At 59.4% G+C, this 17,428-nt stretch carries 20 protein-coding genes; 8 read left to right on the forward strand and 12 right to left on the reverse strand.

Annotated features, from left to right (window positions below; all coding sequences use genetic code 11):
• Nucleotides 1–2: 2 nt before the first annotated feature.
• The 5 genes from A3709_RS16180 to A3709_RS16200 all read right to left on the reverse strand — a co-directional run bounded on the left by A3709_RS16180 (nucleotide 3) and on the right by A3709_RS16200 (nucleotide 4,440).
• The gene (locus A3709_RS16180) at nucleotides 3–386 is read right to left on the reverse strand and encodes a RidA family protein (RefSeq protein ID WP_066056863.1); all 384 of its coding nucleotides are present in this window, start codon (nucleotides 384–386) and stop codon (nucleotides 3–5) included.
• 30 nt (nucleotides 387–416) lie between these two features.
• The gene (spoT, locus tag A3709_RS16185; RefSeq protein ID WP_066056867.1) at nucleotides 417–2,537 is read right to left on the reverse strand and encodes a bifunctional GTP diphosphokinase/guanosine-3',5'-bis pyrophosphate 3'-pyrophosphohydrolase; all 2,121 of its coding nucleotides are present in this window, start codon (nucleotides 2,535–2,537) and stop codon (nucleotides 417–419) included.
• A gap of 36 nt (nucleotides 2,538–2,573) precedes the next feature.
• Entirely contained in the window at nucleotides 2,574–2,840 is a 267-nt protein-coding gene (gene rpoZ / locus A3709_RS16190; RefSeq protein ID WP_066056870.1) for a DNA-directed RNA polymerase subunit omega, read from the reverse strand.
• 89 nt (nucleotides 2,841–2,929) lie between these two features.
• A complete protein-coding gene (gmk, locus tag A3709_RS16195; RefSeq protein ID WP_066056873.1) occupies nucleotides 2,930–3,547 on the reverse strand; it encodes a guanylate kinase in 618 nt (205 codons plus the stop codon).
• A gap of 23 nt (nucleotides 3,548–3,570) precedes the next feature.
• Nucleotides 3,571–4,440 carry a YicC/YloC family endoribonuclease gene (locus tag A3709_RS16200; protein ID WP_308428335.1) on the reverse strand — a complete coding sequence of 290 codons (870 nt, stop codon included), beginning with the start codon at nucleotides 4,438–4,440 and terminating at the stop codon, nucleotides 3,571–3,573.
• 128 nt (nucleotides 4,441–4,568) lie between these two features.
• Here A3709_RS16200 and rph point away from each other — a divergent pair, with 128 nt between their 5' ends.
• Complete coding sequence (rph, locus tag A3709_RS16205; RefSeq protein WP_066056876.1) at nucleotides 4,569–5,288, forward strand: ribonuclease PH; 720 nt, start codon at nucleotides 4,569–4,571, stop codon at nucleotides 5,286–5,288.
• A gap of 391 nt (nucleotides 5,289–5,679) precedes the next feature.
• Here rph and A3709_RS16210 read toward each other — a convergent pair whose 3' ends face one another.
• Nucleotides 5,680–6,444, reverse strand: a complete 765-nt coding sequence (locus tag A3709_RS16210) for an exodeoxyribonuclease III (protein WP_066056879.1) — start codon at nucleotides 6,442–6,444, stop codon at nucleotides 5,680–5,682.
• Between the two features lie 271 nt (nucleotides 6,445–6,715).
• Between A3709_RS16210 and pyrE the strand changes: the two genes are divergently transcribed.
• Complete coding sequence (pyrE, locus tag A3709_RS16215; protein ID WP_066056881.1) at nucleotides 6,716–7,357, forward strand: orotate phosphoribosyltransferase; 642 nt, start codon at nucleotides 6,716–6,718, stop codon at nucleotides 7,355–7,357.
• 2 nt (nucleotides 7,358–7,359) lie between these two features.
• Nucleotides 7,360–8,061: a hypothetical protein gene (locus tag A3709_RS16220; RefSeq protein ID WP_231871215.1), complete on the forward strand. Its 702-nt coding sequence runs from the start codon at nucleotides 7,360–7,362 to the stop codon at nucleotides 8,059–8,061.
• A gap of 22 nt (nucleotides 8,062–8,083) precedes the next feature.
• On the opposite strand, the gene slmA is transcribed toward A3709_RS16220, so the two are convergent.
• From slmA to coaBC, 4 genes are all read right to left on the reverse strand, one after another.
• Nucleotides 8,084–8,722: a nucleoid occlusion factor SlmA gene (slmA, locus tag A3709_RS16225; protein ID WP_066056884.1), complete on the reverse strand. Its 639-nt coding sequence runs from the start codon at nucleotides 8,720–8,722 to the stop codon at nucleotides 8,084–8,086.
• Between the two features lie 116 nt (nucleotides 8,723–8,838).
• Nucleotides 8,839–9,741: an acetylglutamate kinase gene (gene argB, locus A3709_RS16230; protein WP_066056887.1), complete on the reverse strand. Its 903-nt coding sequence runs from the start codon at nucleotides 9,739–9,741 to the stop codon at nucleotides 8,839–8,841.
• Nucleotides 9,742–9,778: 37 nt separating this feature from the next.
• Nucleotides 9,779–12,217 (reverse strand): phosphomannomutase/phosphoglucomutase, encoded by a 2,439-nt coding sequence (locus tag A3709_RS16235; protein ID WP_231871216.1) that lies wholly within the window; start codon nucleotides 12,215–12,217, stop codon nucleotides 9,779–9,781.
• Between the two features lie 173 nt (nucleotides 12,218–12,390).
• Entirely contained in the window at nucleotides 12,391–13,587 is a 1,197-nt protein-coding gene (gene coaBC / locus A3709_RS16240; RefSeq protein ID WP_066056893.1) for a bifunctional phosphopantothenoylcysteine decarboxylase/phosphopantothenate--cysteine ligase CoaBC, read from the reverse strand.
• A gap of 99 nt (nucleotides 13,588–13,686) precedes the next feature.
• Between coaBC and radC the strand changes: the two genes are divergently transcribed.
• From radC to A3709_RS16265, 5 genes are all read left to right on the forward strand, one after another.
• Complete coding sequence (gene radC / locus A3709_RS16245) at nucleotides 13,687–14,361, forward strand: DNA repair protein RadC (protein WP_066056896.1); 675 nt, start codon at nucleotides 13,687–13,689, stop codon at nucleotides 14,359–14,361.
• A 190-nt stretch (nucleotides 14,362–14,551) separates the two neighbouring features.
• Entirely contained in the window at nucleotides 14,552–14,788 is a 237-nt protein-coding gene (gene rpmB / locus A3709_RS16250) for a 50S ribosomal protein L28 (RefSeq protein ID WP_066056899.1), read from the forward strand.
• A 12-nt stretch (nucleotides 14,789–14,800) separates the two neighbouring features.
• On the forward strand, nucleotides 14,801–14,956 hold the full coding sequence (rpmG, locus tag A3709_RS16255) for a 50S ribosomal protein L33 (protein WP_066056902.1): 156 nt from the start codon (nucleotides 14,801–14,803) through the stop codon (nucleotides 14,954–14,956).
• A gap of 79 nt (nucleotides 14,957–15,035) precedes the next feature.
• A complete protein-coding gene (gene mutM, locus A3709_RS16260) occupies nucleotides 15,036–15,848 on the forward strand; it encodes a bifunctional DNA-formamidopyrimidine glycosylase/DNA-(apurinic or apyrimidinic site) lyase (protein WP_066056905.1) in 813 nt (270 codons plus the stop codon).
• A gap of 56 nt (nucleotides 15,849–15,904) precedes the next feature.
• Entirely contained in the window at nucleotides 15,905–16,261 is a 357-nt protein-coding gene (locus A3709_RS16265) for a hypothetical protein (protein ID WP_066056908.1), read from the forward strand.
• Between the two features lie 32 nt (nucleotides 16,262–16,293).
• Here the strand turns inward: A3709_RS16265 and coaD are convergent, their stop codons facing one another.
• Together coaD and rsmD are read right to left on the reverse strand one after the other, a co-directional pair.
• A complete protein-coding gene (coaD, locus tag A3709_RS16270; RefSeq protein ID WP_066056911.1) occupies nucleotides 16,294–16,779 on the reverse strand; it encodes a pantetheine-phosphate adenylyltransferase in 486 nt (161 codons plus the stop codon).
• A 35-nt stretch (nucleotides 16,780–16,814) separates the two neighbouring features.
• Entirely contained in the window at nucleotides 16,815–17,402 is a 588-nt protein-coding gene (rsmD, locus tag A3709_RS16275; RefSeq protein WP_066056914.1) for a 16S rRNA (guanine(966)-N(2))-methyltransferase RsmD, read from the reverse strand.
• Nucleotides 17,403–17,428 lie beyond the last annotated feature (26 nt).

Below are 17,428 nucleotides of genomic sequence, written 5' to 3' on the forward strand. Positions count from 1 at the left end.
ACCTAAACCGACAGAATGGCCTCGACTTCGATATCAACGGCTTTGGGCAGGGCCGCCACCTGCACACAGGCTCGGGCCGGATAGGGCTCGTCGAAGTAGCTGGCCATGACCTCGTTGACCGCGGCGAAGTCGCCCAGGTCGGTGAGCGAGATATTGATTTTCACGGCGCTGTTGAGGTTGCCACCGGCGGCCTCGGCTATGGCTGCCAGGTTATCGAATACCTGTCGTGCCTGGGCGGCAATATCGCCGGTGATCAATTCCATGGAGCCGGGAACCAGCGGAATCTGGCCAGAGATCCAGACAGTGTTGCCCACTTTGACCGCCTGCGAGTAGGGGCCAATAGCTTCGGGGGCGTCGGGCGTGGAAATAACGGCGCGATTAGTCAATGGTGTGCTCCTGTGGGTGTCGCTCTGCGATCAGTTCTTCAGTCGGGTTACCTTGCGCACGGAGTTTACGCTGCGCAGGCGTTTCATGATTCTGGCGAGGTGGACGCGATTCTCGACCAGGACTTCCAGATCTACGAAGGTGAACTGGTGGTCTTTGTCTTCGGTGGAGATCTTCTCGATGTTCACGCCCATGGCATTAATGCGGGTGGCGATCACGGCAATCATACCGCGCCGATTTTCCACTTCGATCCGCAGCTCGACGGCGTACTCACCCTCGACTTTTTCGTCCCAGCGCAGCGCCACCAGGCGATCGGTATTCTCGCGCATGTCGGCGAGATTGTTGCACCGCTCACGGTGCACGACCACGCCTTTCTCCGAGCTCAGATAACCCTCGATCGGGTCGCCCGGAATTGGGTGGCAGCACTTGGCATAGGACAGCATGAAGCCTTCGGTACCGCGAATCGCCACCGGTTGGGCGTTGTCGCTGCTGGCCTCCTGTTCGGGCGCGGTCACCCCGAGAATCTGCTGGGCGGTAATCGCCGGCAGTCGATGTCCGCGGGCAATATCCTCGAGCAGGTCTTCGAGCACCGCGTAGTTGTTGCTGCCCAAAAACTCCTGCAACTCATCTTCGGGAACCGAATCCAGGCTGCTGTCCAGGGCGGCCATGGCGCGTTCCAGCAGGCGTCTTCCCAGTGACACGGAGTCTTCCCGGGTCTGGTTCTTGAGGTAGTGGCGGATATTGGTGCGCGCTTTGGCCGTTACCGCGTAGTTGAACCAGGACGGATTGGGGCTGGCTCCTGGTGCCGTCAGGATCTCCACCGTCTGGCCGCTGGCCAGCGGTTCGGACAGGGGGGCGAGGCGGCGGTTAATACGGCAGGCCACGCAGTTGTTGCCCACGTCGGTGTGCACGGCATAGGCAAAGTCGACCGCGGTGGCGCCGCGGGGCAATTCGAGAATTCTGCCTTTGGGGGTGAATACGTAGATCTCGTCCGGGAACAAATCGATTTTGACGCTCTCGATAAATTCCAGTGAGTTGCCGGCGCGCTGCTGCATTTCAAGCAGGCCCTGTACCCACTCGCGGGCCCGGGCGTGGCTGCCATTGGCGGACTGGGTGTCACTCTTGTAGAGCCAGTGGGCGGCAATCCCGTTGTTGGCCATATCTTCCATTTCGCGGGTGCGGATCTGGATCTCGATCGGCACACCGTGCATACCGATCAATACCGTGTGCAGCGACTGGTAGCCATTGGCCTTGGGGATGGCAATGTAATCCTTGAATTCACCGGGTACAGGCTTGTACAGACTGTGCACACAGCCGAGCACGCGATAGCAGGTGTCCACGGAGTCGACGATGATACGGAAGGCGTACACGTCCATGATCTCGGCGAACGACTTGCGCTTAGACTTCATCTTTTTGTAGATGCTGTACAAGTGCTTCTCGCGGCCGATCACTTCCGCCTCATGGCCCTCCTGGGTCAGGGTGGTCTCGATCTGGCTGCGAATCTTGTCGACCAGTTCTTTGCGGTTGCCTCGCGCATTGCGCAGGGCTGCATCGATACGGCTGGCCCGCATGGGGTACATGGCGGAGAAGCCCAGGTCCTCGAACTCCATACGCACGTTGTTCATCCCCAGGCGCATGGCGATGGGGGCGTAGATTTCCAGAGTCTCGCGGGAAATCCGCCGGGCCTTGGCGGGCTGGAGCACACCGAGAGTGCGCATGTTGTGCAGGCGGTCCGCCAGCTTAACCAGGATGACGCGGATATCGCGTGCCATGGCCAGGGCCATTTTCTGGAAATTCTCCGCCTGCTTCTCTTCCAGCGACTCGAACTCCATCTGGGTGAGCTTGCTCACGCCATCGACTAGCTCAGCGACGTCGTTGCCGAACTGGTCGCCAATGGCCGATTTGGGAATGCCGGTGTCCTCGATCACGTCGTGCAGCATGGCGGCCATCAGGCTTTGATGATCCATGTGCATGTCGGCGAGTATGCCGGCTACCGCCAGCGGATGGGTGACATAGGGGTCGCCACTGCGCCGCATCTGCCCGAAGTGGGCCTGTTCGGCGAAGTAGTAAGAACGTATGACGTTGTTGGTCTGCTCCGGGGTCAGGTAGGTGTGGAGCGTGTTCTCGAGGGCATCCAGTGTCTGCGTAGCCATGGGATTATGCAGGAATGCCCTCGATCAGAGGTGGGGTTACTGAGGCTCTACGGAGGCTTCCATCATCACTTCAGCCAGCTCTTCCTCGGCTTCCAGCTCGTCTTCACGAGTGAGGATGTCGGGAGTCACCAGGCCTTCAGCGATTTCGCGCAGGGCGATAACGGTGGGCTTGTCAGACTCTTCTTCCACCATGGGGTCCTTGCCGCCGGTGGCCATCTGGCGAGCTCGCTTGCTCGCAACCATAACCAGTTCAAAGCGGTTGGCGACATTGTTCAGGCAATCTTCAACGGTAACGCGTGCCATTAGTGTGTCCTGTATAAAAGGTTGATTAAAAAAAGAACCAGAAATTATACCTTGCCAGGGCCAATCCCCCAAGCGGGAATTTTGCCATCTCAGGACAGCAGTTCGTCGAGCAATGCCCCGTGAATCCTGCGCTGGCGGTCCGTCGTCAGGCGCTGGCAGGTCACGATGGCGCGCAATTCCTCCAGTGCTACCTGAAAATCGTCATTGATCACCATGAAATCGCTGGAAACGTAGTGCGACATCTCCTCCACGGCCTCCGCCATGCGTCCATCGATGACCTCGGCCTCATCCTGACCCCTGGCGTTGAGACGCTGCAACAGGGCCAGGCGCGAGGGTGGCAGGATAAAGACCGATAGGGTGTCCGGTAGCAGGCGCTTCACCTGTTGGGCCCCCTGCCAGTCGATCTCCAGGATAACGTCAATGCCCTGGTTCAACTGCTCTTCCACCCAGATCTGGGAGGTGCCATACAGGTTGCCGAACACGCGCGCATGTTCCAGGAATTCCGCGCGCTCCAGCATGCCCAGAAAGTGTTCTTCGGTGACGAAGTGATAGTTGACTCCATCGGTCTCGCCCGGGCGCTGTTCACGCGTGGTGTGCGACACCGAGACGCAAATGCCGACGGTCGCCTCGATCAGGGCCGCGACCAAGCTGGTTTTCCCCGCCCCGGAGGGGGCTGAAACGGTGTAAAGAGTGCCTTTGTGGCTCATGGATTGCGTGCTCGTCACGGTGTTTATTCGATGTTCTGGATTTGTTCGCGCATCTGCTCGATGAGCACTTTAAGCTCCACGGCATTCTGGGTAGTGGAGCTTGAGGTCGATTTTGACGACAGGGTGTTGGCCTCGCGGTTGAGTTCCTGCATGAGGAAATCGAGGCGGCGGCCACAGGGACCGGCCTTCTTCAGGGTGCGACGCACCTCGTCCACGTGGGCGTCGAGGCGATCGAGCTCTTCGTCCACATCGGATTTCTGGGCCAGATATACGAGCTCCTGTTCCAGGCGCCCCTGATCTACCTCAACACCGAGGTCCTCAATTTTCGCTAATACCTTGTCGCGCTGCGCCTGCTGCAGCTCGGGTACGAGCTTGCGGGTGGCAGTGACTTCGCTGGACACGGCGGCAATTCGCTCCTCAATCATCGCCGACAGTTTCTCGCCTTCGCGCTGGCGATTGTCGGCCAGCGTACCCAGTGCCGCCTTAAACCCATCGAGAGCCGACTTGTGCAGTGCTTCCTCGGATTGTTCCGGTGCGGTGCACACACCCGGGAACTGCAGTATTTCCAGCGCCGTGGGTGCGGCGGTATCGAGCGCGCTGGCCACTGAGCCGGCTGCCGCGACCAGGGTCTCGAGACGCTCCTGATTAATTTCCAGAGTGGCGCTTTGCTCTGCCCCTGCTTGTACGCGCATCAGCACATCCAGTTTGCCGCGGGACAGTTTTTTGCCCGCAAGCTCTCGCAGTTTGGGTTCCAGGGCGCGGAGTGTATCGGGCAGTTTGAAACTGCAATCCAGGTAGCGGTGATTCACCGTGCGCAGCTCTACAGTGACAATGCCGTGTCCGAAATCACTGCTCTCACGGGCAAAGGCCGTCATGCTGTGGATCTTGGCCAAAAGGAGTTTCCTGTTCATTGGGCGGTAAGCGGAAAGTGTAGCAGCATTGCCCGGGCCTGTTTATCAAAGAGTGCTCTGGAGGCGCTTGCAGGCGTATACTTGGCGCCTCAATTTTTAGGAGTACTCCCATGCAGCGACCCAGCGGCCGTCAGCCCAACCAGCTTCGCGACATCGAAATTACCCGCAACTTCACCTGCCACGCCGAAGGCTCGGTCCTGGTGAGCTTCGGCAACACCCGTGTCATCTGTACCGCCTCGGTCGAGCAGGGTGTGCCCCGTTTCCTGCGCGGCGAAGGCCAGGGCTGGATTACGGCCGAGTACGGCATGCTGCCGAGATCCACTGGCTCACGCATGGGACGCGAAGCGGCCCGTGGCAAGCAGGGCGGCCGCACCGTCGAAATCCAGCGCCTGATTGGCCGCTCCCTGCGCGCCGCCGTAGACCTGAAAAAGCTCGGTGAGAACACGATTACCATCGACTGCGATGTGATTCAGGCCGACGGCGGTACCCGTACAGCTTCCATTACTGGCGCTTGTGTGGCTCTGGTGGACGCCATCAACTACCTCCAGCGCGAGAAAATCATTACTACCGATCCTCTGCTGCAGATGATTGCCTCGGTGTCTGTCGGCGTATACCAGGGTGTCCCGGTCCTCGACCTCGATTATCCGGAAGATTCAGCAGCCGATACCGACATGAATGTCATCATGGGCGAGGACGGCGGTTTTATCGAAGTCCAGGGCACTGCCGAAGGTGCGCCGTTTGCCCGTGAAGAGCTTAATGCCATGTTGGATTTGGCCGCGTCTGGTATTGATGAGTTGGTGGCCAAGCAGAAGGCGGCTCTCGCTGGCTGATACTCATGGGCTCCGTGGGGTGAAGCCAGTTCGGAATCGCCGTGTCATCCTGCGGAACCGCTACGAGCCCATCCATGGGGTCGCTTCGGCGTCCAGCATCCATGCCTCCCGACGATTCCGCAGGATGACACGACGACCCCGAACCTCAGTTCCAGGGTCTACGAAGGCGATAGCTGAGAGAGGTGTAGAGGCTGAAGATTTCTTCTGAGATCGTCGAGAGCCAGGGAGGGCGCGGCCGGCGATCCGGGGCGTCGAAGCGCGCCATGGAACGCTTGGAACTGACCCTCCAACGAAATCGCGGGGAGAACGATCGAGGTGTGGAAGTTGTTAAGGGCTTCCGAGATCGTCGGGAGCCATGGATGGCGGACGCCGAAGCGCGCCACGGATGGCCTTACAGCTCGATATCGTAATCCATGATGATCGGCGCGTGATTAGAGAACTCACGGCTCTTATAGATCGCGCCGTAGTCCACCGCGTACTGCAGACCTTTGGAAATCACGTGGAAGTCTGTGCGCCAGCCGTTGGAGCTGCGGTCACCTTCCGGCCACCAGCTGAACTCGTCCTTGTCTGAGTTGATTTCGCGGAAGGCGTCGATATAGCCTTCTTCCAGCAGAGAGTTAATCCACTGGCGCTCCTCGGCGAGGAAACCCGGCACCGTGCTGTTGCGCTCCGTGTCCTGGAGGTCGCCCGGCGTGTGGACGATGTTCCAGTTGCCGCAGATGATGAATTCTCGGCGCTTGTTGCGCACTTTCTGCAGGTGATTGCCCAGCAGCTCGAAGAACTCGTTCTTGCGGGCCAGCTGGTCCGCATTGCCCGGTTCGGCATAGGGTGCCAGCAGGCAGCCCACGCTGATGTTTTCGTAGTCCGCCTGGATATAGCGGCCTTCCATGTCGAAGTCGGCGAAGCCCAGGCCCGTCATGATGGCCTTGGGCAGCTGGCGGCAGTAAATGGCCACGCCATTGGCCTTGCCGTCGACGTCGTCAAAGAAATAGGGGTTGTACTCTTCAGGGAAGTAGAGGTTGTCCTGCAGGTCGTATTCCGAGCACCGCAAATCCTGGATGCAGATAAAATCTGCGTCCTGCTCTTTCAGCCAGTCGTAAAAACCTTTGTCGGCGGCGTTTTTAATGCCGTCAGCACTGAAACTGATGATCCTCATTGCTTACGTGGTCCCTTTATATATGAGGGTGTATGATACCCAGCCGGTGCCGTCACAGCATGCTGTGATGAGCGCGAACTATTCACTATGCAATTTTCGATTGCAACAGACTATCGTTATGACCACCATTAATTATTACTATTCTGGCTCACAGGGCCGTCTCATGGTCATCACCTGAATCAGCATTTTAGCTGGGAATCAGACGAATACAAAGTGGGATGATGCCCGGACCGGGGTCGGACCCAAGCTAATCAGAGGAGTTTGTAGACCCATGGAGGCCTACCAGAAAGAATTTATCGAGCTCGCGCAGGACTACGAAGTACTGAAATTCGGCGAGTTCACCCTGAAGTCGGGCCGCATCAGCCCCTACTTTTTCAATGCTGGTGCTTTTGCCAGCGGCCGCGCTCTGGCTGCGTTGGGCCGCTGTTATGCACGGCGCATTGTTGAATCCGGTATCGAGTTTGATGTTTTGCTGGGCCCCGCTTACAAGGGGATTCCCCTGGCGGCTGTGACGGCCGTTGCGCTTGCCGATGAACACGGCATGGATGTGCCCTTTGCCTATAACCGCAAGGAGGCCAAGGATCATGGTGAAGGTGGCGTGCTCGTTGGGGCGCCCCTGGAAGGGCGGGTGCTGGTGATTGATGATGTGATTACAGCCGGCACCGCAGTGCGCGAAGTCATCACCATGATTGAGTCCGCCGGTGCCACCCTCGCGGGTGTGGCCATCGGGCTGGATCGACAGGAGCGCGGCAAGGGCGAGCAGTCTGCCATCCAGGAACTGGAGCAGGCTTACGGCATCCCGGTGATGGGCATTATTCAGATGGGCCACATCATCGATTACCTCGAGGCGCGTGGCGATCGGGCGCAAGCCCTGGCCGCTATGAAGGAATACCGCAGCCAATATGGCGTTTGAGCTTGTCGGCTGCGTTCCTTAAGCCTTATATTGGCCCCATGAAGATAACGGAATATCTCACACTTGGGGCCTTTGTGGCTGCGCTACTGTTTGGCTCTACAGCCCATGCAGCGAACCTCTATCGCTACAAGAACGACCAGGGCAACACCGTTGTGGACGATCACGTCCCACCGGAGCACGTCAAGAAAGGCTATGAGATTCTCAACTCCAAGGGTGTGGTGATTGGCGTCGTAACGCGTGAATTGACCCCCGAAGAGCAGAAAATGGCGGATTCCGAAGAGCGCCGCGCGGCCAGGGCCAAGGCGGAAGAGCAGCGCCTGCGGGAATGGGATGAGTCCCTGTTGCTGCGATACTCCACGATTGAGGACATCGAGGCCGCCCAGGAGCGCGCTCTGATGGACCTGCGCATCCGCGTATCGATTCTGAAAGGCAATAAGCGCTCACTCAAACAGCAAATTGAGAACTACCAGACCCAGGCCGCAGAGATGGAACGTCTGGGCCAGAAGGTCGATGACAAGCGTCTCCAGGCGATTGACGATCTGCAGCGTGAAGTCGCGGCCACAGACAAGGCTATTGCCGAGCGTGAGCGGGAGATTCAGTCAGTGAACGCCGGCTACGCGGCCGATATTGAACGCTTCACCATGCTGCTGGATATGGTGGAATTCCGCCGCCAGCAATCCCTCAAGAAAGACGATCCCTACTAGCCCCATTGGCGGCTGGCTGAGCTCAGGAGTGGGCGTAGCTGCTGCTCTGTCCGGGTGCTGGCTGGCTGACAGCCTCGCGGAAGAAACCATCGATCAACAGATCCCACTGGGCCTTCCAGCCTTCGGTGGGGGTGCGCTTGAAGCCGGAGCGAACGTATTGCGAGATACGCCCTTCGGCGGCGGCCATCAGCAGGTTGGCTGCGGCGGGCAGCGGAATTTGCGGGCGCAGGCCCTCGCGCATTTCAGCCTCGCGAATCACCTGACGTAGCTGCGTTTCAAACCGATCGAACAGTTGAGCTACGCGCACATGCAGGCGCTCAGTTTCACCCGCCAGTGCGTCGCCGGTGAGTATCCGAGTAATGCCCGGATTGCGTTCGGTGAACGCGAGCAGTAAGACAATCATCTTCTCGCAGCGAACCGCGGCGCTGGATTCTTCATTGAGAATAAGGTTGATACGGCTGAACAGGGTCTCTTCAATAAACTCGATGAGTCCCTCGAACATTTTTGATTTGCTCGGGAAGTGACGATAGAGCGCCGCTTCAGACACGCCCACCTCTTTTGCCAGCCCGGCTGTGGTAATGCGGTTGCCCGGATTAGCTTCCAGCATTTGGGCCAGTGCTTCCAGGATTTGCTGACGCCGTTGGGATTTCTTAGGGGGCATGGGCACTACTATTTGTCAGGTACAGTGCAATGCTAGCCGCTACCTGACCGCCCTGCAATAAGCGCAGGGCGAATTCGGCGCAAATAGCGTTTTTTTAAGGCTGAAATGACCTCTGCTCAGTCGCGGCGATTGGTAATGAGGGTGCCGATTCCTTCATTGGTGAAAATCTCAAGCAGCACAGCGTGTGGCACCCGGCCATCGATAATGTGCGAGCTGGCCACGCCGGACTTCACGGCATCGAGTGCGCAGCCAATCTTGGGGAGCATGCCACCGGATATGGTGCCATCGGCAATCAGGGCGTCGACTTCACTGGTGCTCAGGCCGGTGAGGGTGTCGCCATTCTTGTCGAGTAGTCCGGCGACATTGGTGAGCAGCATCAGTTTCTCAGCCTGCATGACTTCCGCCAGCTTGCCCGCCACCAGGTCGGCATTGATGTTGTAGCTGTTGCCATCGCGATCAACACCGATCGGGGCAATTACCGGAATAAAGTCACTGTCCAGAATCACCTTGAGCACGCCGGTATCGATTTGTTCGACCTCGCCCACGTGGCCGATATCTATGATCTCCGAGGCGTCCAGCTCCGGGCTGTGACGGGTGACCTGCAGCTTGCGGGCCCGAATCAACTGGCCGTCTTTGCCGGTGACGCCAATCGCCTTGCCGCCATTGCGGTTCAGCGACGACACAATTTCCTTGTTCACGCTGCCGCCGAGCACCATTTCCACCACGTCCATGGTCTGGCTGTCGGTGACCCGCATGCCCTCGACAAACTCGCTTTTGATATTGAGCTTGTCCAGCAATGAGCCGATCTGGGGCCCGCCGCCGTGGACCACCACCGGGTTCATGCCCACCAGCTTCATCAATACGATGTCTCTGGCAAAGCTCTCGTGGAGGGCGGGATCGACCATGGCATTGCCACCGAATTTGACCACGATGGTCTTGCCGGTAAAGCGCTGGATGTAGGGCAGGGCCTCGGTGAGTACCTGAGCGATATTAAGTGCTGCATCGCGATTGAGAGACATGCTTGAACCTTGTACAGAGAGTGAGCCCGTAACGGGCTCAGAAATTAACTTCCAGCGACGGCGCCGCCAGTGAGATTTGCTCGCGGAATTCGTTTTTGATGTTTTCCAGGGACTCGGTCGAGTCGGCTTCAAAACGCGCGGTCAGGGCGGCGGTGGTGTTGGATGCGCGCACCAGGCCCCAGCCTTCTGCAAAATCCACACGCAGGCCGTCCATGGTGTTCACCCGGCCTTCATTAAAGTCGGCGCCGGCCACAATCCGCTCCACCAGAGCGTGCTTGCCGCGGTCGTCTACCGGAATGAGAATTTCGGGTGTGTTCACCGTGGCGGGGAATCGGTCGATGACCTGATCCAGGGTCTCGCCGTGGGTACCCAGAATCTCCGCCAGGCGGCTGGCGGCATACATGCCGTCATCGAAGCCGAACCAGCGTTCGCCAAAGAACATATGGCCGGAAAATTCGCCGCCGAGCAGCGCGCCGGTCTCAGCCATCTTCTCTTTCATGAAGGCGTGACCGGTTTTCCACAGCACTGGCCGGCCGCCGTGCTGGGTAATCAGTTTAGTCAGGTTGCGGCTGCATTTGACGTCGAACACCACGTCAGCGCCTGGATTCCGCGATACCACATCCTCGGCGAAGATCATCAGCAGTACATCGGAACGCACGATGTGACCGCTGCTGGTGACCACGGCGAGGCGATCGCCGTCGCCGTCAAAGGCGACACCGAAATCGGCTTCTTCGCGCTGTACGGCGGCGATCAGGTCGGTGAGATTGTCTTCGTTACTGGTGTCGGGGGCGTGGTGCGGGAAGTTGCCGTCGACTTCACAGTACAGCGGTACGACCTCGCAGCCCAGTTCGGCCATCAGTTCCGGGGCGATATCACTGGTGGCGCCATTGCCGGCATCGACCACAATCTTAAGGGGTACCGAAACAGCCACATCGTTGGCAATTTCCTCAACGTAAGCGGGTATCACATCCTCTTTAATCATGCGGCCGCTGCCGTGGTTGAAGTCACCCTTGAGGGTGCGGTCGCGAATTTCCTCGATGCCGCCGGCAGCAATGGTCTGGCGATTGAGAACGACTTTCAGGCCATTGTCTGTCTTCGGGTTGTGGCTACCGGTTACCATGATGCCGGAGCGGCAATCGAGGTGATGGGTGGCGAAATAGAGTACCGGCGTGGGTACCAGCCCGATATCGATTACATCGCGACCCGATTCCATCAGCGCCCGAATCAGGGCGGCCTTCAGGGCCGGAGATGAGTTGCGGCCATCGCAACCCACCAGCAGCGACTGCTCGCCCAGTTCACCGGCCATGGTGCCTATCGCCCGGCCTATCTGGCTGACCAGCTCTTCGGTGAGCTCGGAGCGGGCGTCGCCACGGATATCGTAGGCGCGGAAAATATGCGCCGGGAAGCTGTCGGGAATGTCCGGTGTATCCAGGCTGAGGTCCAGCTCAAGGGAATCGGCATCCAGATCGAGTTCAGCCTCCGGCTGATCTGTCTGCGGGTCTGCAACACCGTTACCTGTGCGGATGGCGCGCAATGTGGCGCGCCTGAGCTGGCGGGCTGCCGGTACCAGTTCGGGTGTGTCCAATACCAGCTCCGATTTACGGTCAGCGGCGGCAATCATGCGATTCACGTCGTTGCCAATAGTGCGCGGTACGCGAATGGCGATTAGCGCGAATGCGCCGATCGCGGCGACAAGACACAGTGCAAACAACACCAGAATTCCGCCGCTGGAAGCGGACAACTCACTAATCATCTTGTCTGACGGGGTGAAAGCTATACGCCAGGCGGTGCCCGGGATATCGGCGCGGCGGGTGNNCTTTTTGTCGCCGGAACTGCCGGTACTGGCGATAACGTTGGTCTTCTCGACTCCAGAGGGGCTGATGTAGGCCTGCTCCACGGCGAACTCGCCGGCATTGCTGTCGAGGCTTTCCAGCAGGGTGTTGATGCTGGTGTTTGGCAGGGTGGCCAGAATGACCGCGTTATGACTGTCTACGCCAGGCTTCTCGACCAGTTGCGCCAGCGAGGTCAACCACGCGCCGTCGCTCTGGTAAGACTCCGGCAGGGTCGCTTCGCCATTGCTGGTGCGCCCCACCAGATCGACTTCAATATGGTTGCGCAGGCCCTGGTTGCCCCCTTCGAAGGCAGCCGTGCCCATTTCTCCAACGGGCAGCAGGCGCAGGCTGAGCACGTCGGGGAAGTACGCCATCAGCGCATCCTCGGCTGCTTTCAGCTGTTCCGGGTTCTGGTTGGTAATCGCTGTCTGGGCCAGGGGCGTGCTGGCGGCCTTGACCATGCGTGAGCGCAGTAAATCGATGATGCGATGGACGTTGGTTGCCTGTTGGTGGGCGTAGGTATTGGCGATGAACTCGGTCTGCTTGCTGGCCAGGCCGGGTTCACGCAGCAGCATTAAATAGGCAAACACGATTAACAGCACCAGCGCCAGGCCTCCCAGCGCCGCTGCGATTGTCTTGTACAAGGCGTTACCAGGAGACGAAATGCCCTGAGACTTCCCGGTTGTCCTGGAGCGCGCTTCCTTCCCGCCTTTATCTTTATTTTTCTTGATCAGTTTTAGCATTGCCTGAACAGTCCCTTGCTGAACTGACAATCATAGTACGGCGGCGCGGCGCCGTGAACGGGCATCTGTACTATTTACGGGCTCAGGCGCAGGGCGATCTGGGCGATGATGCCCGCCGCCACAGTGGATTTTCCGGCCCTTGGCAGGGCAATTTCGCCATCGGCCCACAGCACAGTGACTTCATTCTCTTCGCTGTTAAAGCCAATGCCCTGGTCGGACACGTCGTTGGCCACAATCATATCCAGGCCCTTGCGTTCCAGTTTGCCCCGGGCGTATTCGATCACCTGTTGGGTTTCTGCGGCGAAACCCACGGTGAATACCGGGTGATCGCTGGCGGCCACAGCGGCGACGATATCCGGATTTTTGACCAGGGCCAGGTGCATCTCATCCGGGCCCTTCTTGATCTTCTGTGTCTGGACGTCGGCCGGGCGGTAGTCTGCCACGGCGGCACAGGCAATGAAGATGTCGCATTCAGGCAGCGCTTGCTCGCAGGCCTCGAGCATGTCCCGGGCGCTGGTCACAGGCACCACGCTGACCCGCTCAGGTGCGGGCAGATTTGCGGGCCCGCTGATAACGGTGGTCTGAGCGCCTGCGGCCGCGGCAGCTTCGGCCAGCGCGTAGCCCATCTTGCCGGAGCTGTGGTTGGAGATATAGCGCACGGGATCCAGTGCCTCGCGGGTGGGGCCGGCGGTAATCACCACGCGTTTGCCCTGCAGTGCGCCTGTTTCAAACATGTCGGCCGTAGCCCGGGCGATGACCTCGGGTTGTTCCATGCGCCCCGGGCCCACATCGCCGCAGGCCTGTTCGCCGGAGGCCGGGCCCACCATCTGGATGCCGCGCGATTGCAGCTGGGCAATATTTTCCTGGGTAGCCGCATCCTTCCACATCTGCTGGTTCATGGCTGGTGCCATTAACAGCGGCGCCGGCGTGGCGAGGGCGGCGGTGGTCAGCAGGTCATCGGCTCGACCGGCGGCCAGACGCGCGATCAAGTCTGCGGTGGCAGGAGCAATGAGCAGCAGGTCTGCCCAGCGGGCCAGCTCAATATGGCCCATGCCCTGCTCCGCTTCTGCATCCAGCAGTTCGGTGTGCACCGGGTTGCCGGACAGTGCCTGCAGCGTCAGTGGCGTGATGAATTCTTGGGCGCCACGGGTCATGACGACCCGGACATTCGCGCCCATTTCCTGGATTTGGCGCACCAGTTCGGCGGATTTGTAGGCGGCGATACCACCGCTGACGCCGAGCAGAATATTGCGATTGAAAAGATGTCCCATTGCCTGGCCCGAATTGCGACAATTGTCCCTGCACTGAAAAGGAACCGAAAGATACCACTGCGGGGCCCTATTTGACACTGCAGCTCAGGGAGGAGCGACGTGACAAACCTATGCTGGCCATCGGGCGAAGGCCCCAGAGACAAGTTGTTGGGGAGGGGCGAGGCGAGCCTGTCGGACGCCGAGCTACTGGCGGTATTACTGGCGACCGGATATCGCAACCACAATGCATTGGAGCTGGCCCGGGATATCCTGCATGAATTCGGCGGCCTGGTAGGGTTGTTGCGGGCCGGCGAGGAAGAACTGCTGGCCTGCCGCGGTGTGGGGCGGGCCAAGTACGCCGTGGTGCGGGCCGCCCTGGAGCTGGCGCGGCGCCAGGCCCAGCAGCAACTGGAAGCGGGTAGTGTGCTCTCCAGCCCGGGCTGCACCCGACGATTCCTGCAGCACCACCTGGGGCGCCGGGAGCGCGAGGTGTTCTGCTGCATGTTCCTCGACAACCAGCACCGCCTGTTGCGCTGTGAGGACTTGTTCATGGGCACGCTGGACGGCGCTGCGGTCTACCCGAGGGAGGTGGCGGTGCGGGCGCTGCGCTATCGCGCTGCGGCGGTGATTTTTGCGCACAATCACCCCAGCGGTGTCGCAGAGCCAAGTTCGGCGGACCGGCGCATTACCGAGCGCCTGACTGCCGCCCTGGCGCTGCTGGATGTGCGGGTGCTGGACCATATCATTGTTGGCAGTGGCAGTGAATACTCGTTTGCAGAGGCCGGCCTGATCTAGCGGCGCTTGTTCCGCATACCGTATCCGGTCCCGGCGATGCCATTGGGTGCCTGAGTGTCGCACGCGCTTTTTCTTGCTATGGCATGTACGTTCTGGTATAAAGTCGCGCTCCGCGCGGCTGGGGTCCCTCTTTTGGGGTCTGATAGCCTCTATTTTTTATTAATTCCCGCGATTTGGGAGAGACAGGATCATGGCAAGAGTATGTCAGGTCACCGGCAAGCGCCCGGTCACCGGTAACAATGTATCGCACGCAAAGAACCGCACCCGCCGCCGTTTTTTGCCTAACCTCCACCAGCACCGTTTCTGGGTGGAATCAGAGAAACGTTTCGTCAGCCTGCGCGTTTCCAGCAAGGGCATGCGCATCATCGACAAGAAGGGTATCGAAGCTGTTCTTGAAGATCTGCGCGCTCGCGGCGAAAAGGTATAAGGGAGAGACACCATGAGAGACAAGATCCGCATGAACTCCTCAGCTGGTACAGGACACTTCTATACCACTGACAAGAACAAGCGCACTACTCCGGACAAGCTGGAGAAGAAAATGTACGATCCCGTTGTTCGCAAGCACGTGATGTACAAGGAAGGCAAAATCAAGTAATTGCCTACCTGCGTAGAAGCTTAAAAAACCCCGGCACTGCCGGGGTTTTTTGTTTCTGGGTGCAGGTTATGATGTCCGAATGCCTGAATTACCTGAAGTCGAAACCACGCGCCGGGGAGTAGAGCCCTATTCCGCCGGACAGACCATTGAACGCGTTATTGTGCGTAACCCCAGCCTGCGTTGGCCCGTACCGGCGTCGCTGCCGCGCAAGTTGCGAGGTCAGCAAGTGACGGCGGTGGAGCGGCGCGCCAAGTATCTGCTGTTTCGCACGGCCGCCGGCTCCATGATGATTCACCTTGGTATGTCGGGATCACTGCGCGTAGTTGATGCCAGAGAACCACCTGGCAAGCACGATCATATCGATATTGTATTCGAGGGTGGCCGCTGCCTGCGCTATAACGATCCGCGGCGATTTGGCTGCTGCCTTTGGCTGGGGCCCGGGGAGAGCCATGACTTGCTCGAGGGGCTGGGTCCCGAGCCGCTGGGCCCAGACTTTGATGGCGACCTGCTGTTCCGTCGATCGAGGGGCCGCAAGGTGCCCGTGAAGCAGTTTGTGATGGACGGCAAGGTGGTGGTGGGCGTTGGTAATATTTACGCTAACGAGGCCCTGTTTCAGGCGGGAATCCGCCCGGATCGACCCGCAGGGCGCATTTCCAGAGCGCGCTATGAGCGTCTGGCAGAGGAAATTAAGCGAGTACTTACTTTCGCTATAAACCAAGGTGGTACTACCTTGCGAGATTTCGTGGGGGGTGATGGCAAGCCGGGCTATTTTGCTCAGCAGTTGTTTGTTTACGGCCGCGAAGGTGAGCCCTGTAAGCGCTGCCAGCGAATGTTAAAAAAGTCTACATTGGGGCAGCGAACCACCGTGTACTGCGTGGCCTGCCAGCGGTGAAACGGCTACACTTAAAAAAACAAAGGGGACGGGAAGGGAACCCGGGGAGTAAAACAATGAAAAAAACTACTGGCGCACGACGCGCTGTCACAGCCCTGCTGATTGCATGCATGATGCTGCCTCAGGCGCTCTGGGCACAATCGGCGATTGATGAGAGCCCCAACGAGTGGGCCATGGTGGGTGATTTGCTGGTAGCGCGCCCGATCGGACTGGTTATGACTGCAGGCGGTGCAGCGGTGTGGCTGGTGAGCCTGCCCTTTACCCTGTTGGCGGGCCATGCCGGTGAAGCGGCTGAAACCCTGGTACTGGGCCCCGGTGAAGCAACCTTTATGCGCTGCCTCGGTTGCCGCGTGACCGGCTATACCGGCAAGGACGTTGAAGCGATCCGCGCTGCGCGGGAAGCCGAAGAGTAATACTCCTGCCCGCCGCGCTCGCGGTGGGCTATTTAATCTGCAAACTTATCCCTGAGTGCCTGGGCGACATTCGCCGGCACGAAGGGGGTGATGTCGCCATCCAGGCTGGCAATTTCGCGTACCAGCGATGATGAAATAAAGGACAGGTGCTCTGACGGGGTGAGGAAGATGCTCTCAAACTCCGGGTAGATGGCGCGGTTCATATTAGCCAGCTGAAATTCGTATTCGAAGTCTGCCACTGCCCGCAGGCCCCGCAGCACGCAGCGGGCGCCCTGATCCTGGACAAATTTGGTGAGCAGGTAATTGAAGCCGGTGACTTCCACATTGGGCAGGTGTGAGAGGCAGGCCTCGGCTAGGGCTACGCGCTCTTCGATGTTGAACAGCGGCCCCTTCTTCTCACTGTAGGCAATTGCCACAACCACTTTGTCGAATAGTCGGGCGGCCCGTTCAGTGAGATCCACGTGACCATTGGTAATGGGATCAAAGGTACCCGGGTAGATGACGGTTGTTTCTGGCATGGCGTGGACCTGCGATGTTGTTGTGCCGGCGGATGTTAAACGTTTTCCCCGGGAGCGACAACGAACAGCCGGTAGCTGACCTGGCCGCTGCTTTTGTCGCGGTGTAGTTCCCAGTTGGCGGGCAGTTCGGGCAGGGTTTCATCGAGCCCGGTTTCGATATAGACCAGGGCGTGCGGTGCCAGTACGCTCCCGCGAGCGAGCAGGTCGCAGGCTGGCCCAACCAGCGCCTGGCCAAAGGGGGGGTCGATAAAGACGATGTCCCAGGGAGGGTGTGGCTGTGCCAGAAAGTCCAGCGCGGAGCTGCGATGACAGTGCCCGCCGGTGGCTGCCAGTGTGCCCAGGTGTCGCTGGATATCTGCGATCCCGGCGGCCGCTGTGTCGACGAAATCGCAGTGTGCCGCACCGCGTGAGAGCGCCTCCAGGCCCAGAGCGCCACTGCCCGCGAACAGGTCCAGGCAGCTGGCCCCGGGGATGTCCGCTGCCAGCCAGTTGAACAGAGTCTCGCGAATGCGATCGCCAGTAGGGCGCAGCCCGTCGGCCGGGGTAAACCCCAGCTTGCGGCCGCGCCATTGGCCGCCGATGATACGTAACTGGCTGGTTCCCCCGCGGTGTGATCTCGACATTTCTTCAGTTCATCCTGCAGTGGTAG

This window comes from Halioglobus sp. HI00S01, from assembly GCF_001635445.1.
Classification (GTDB): Bacteria; Pseudomonadota; Gammaproteobacteria; order Pseudomonadales; family Halieaceae; genus Halioglobus; species Halioglobus japonicus.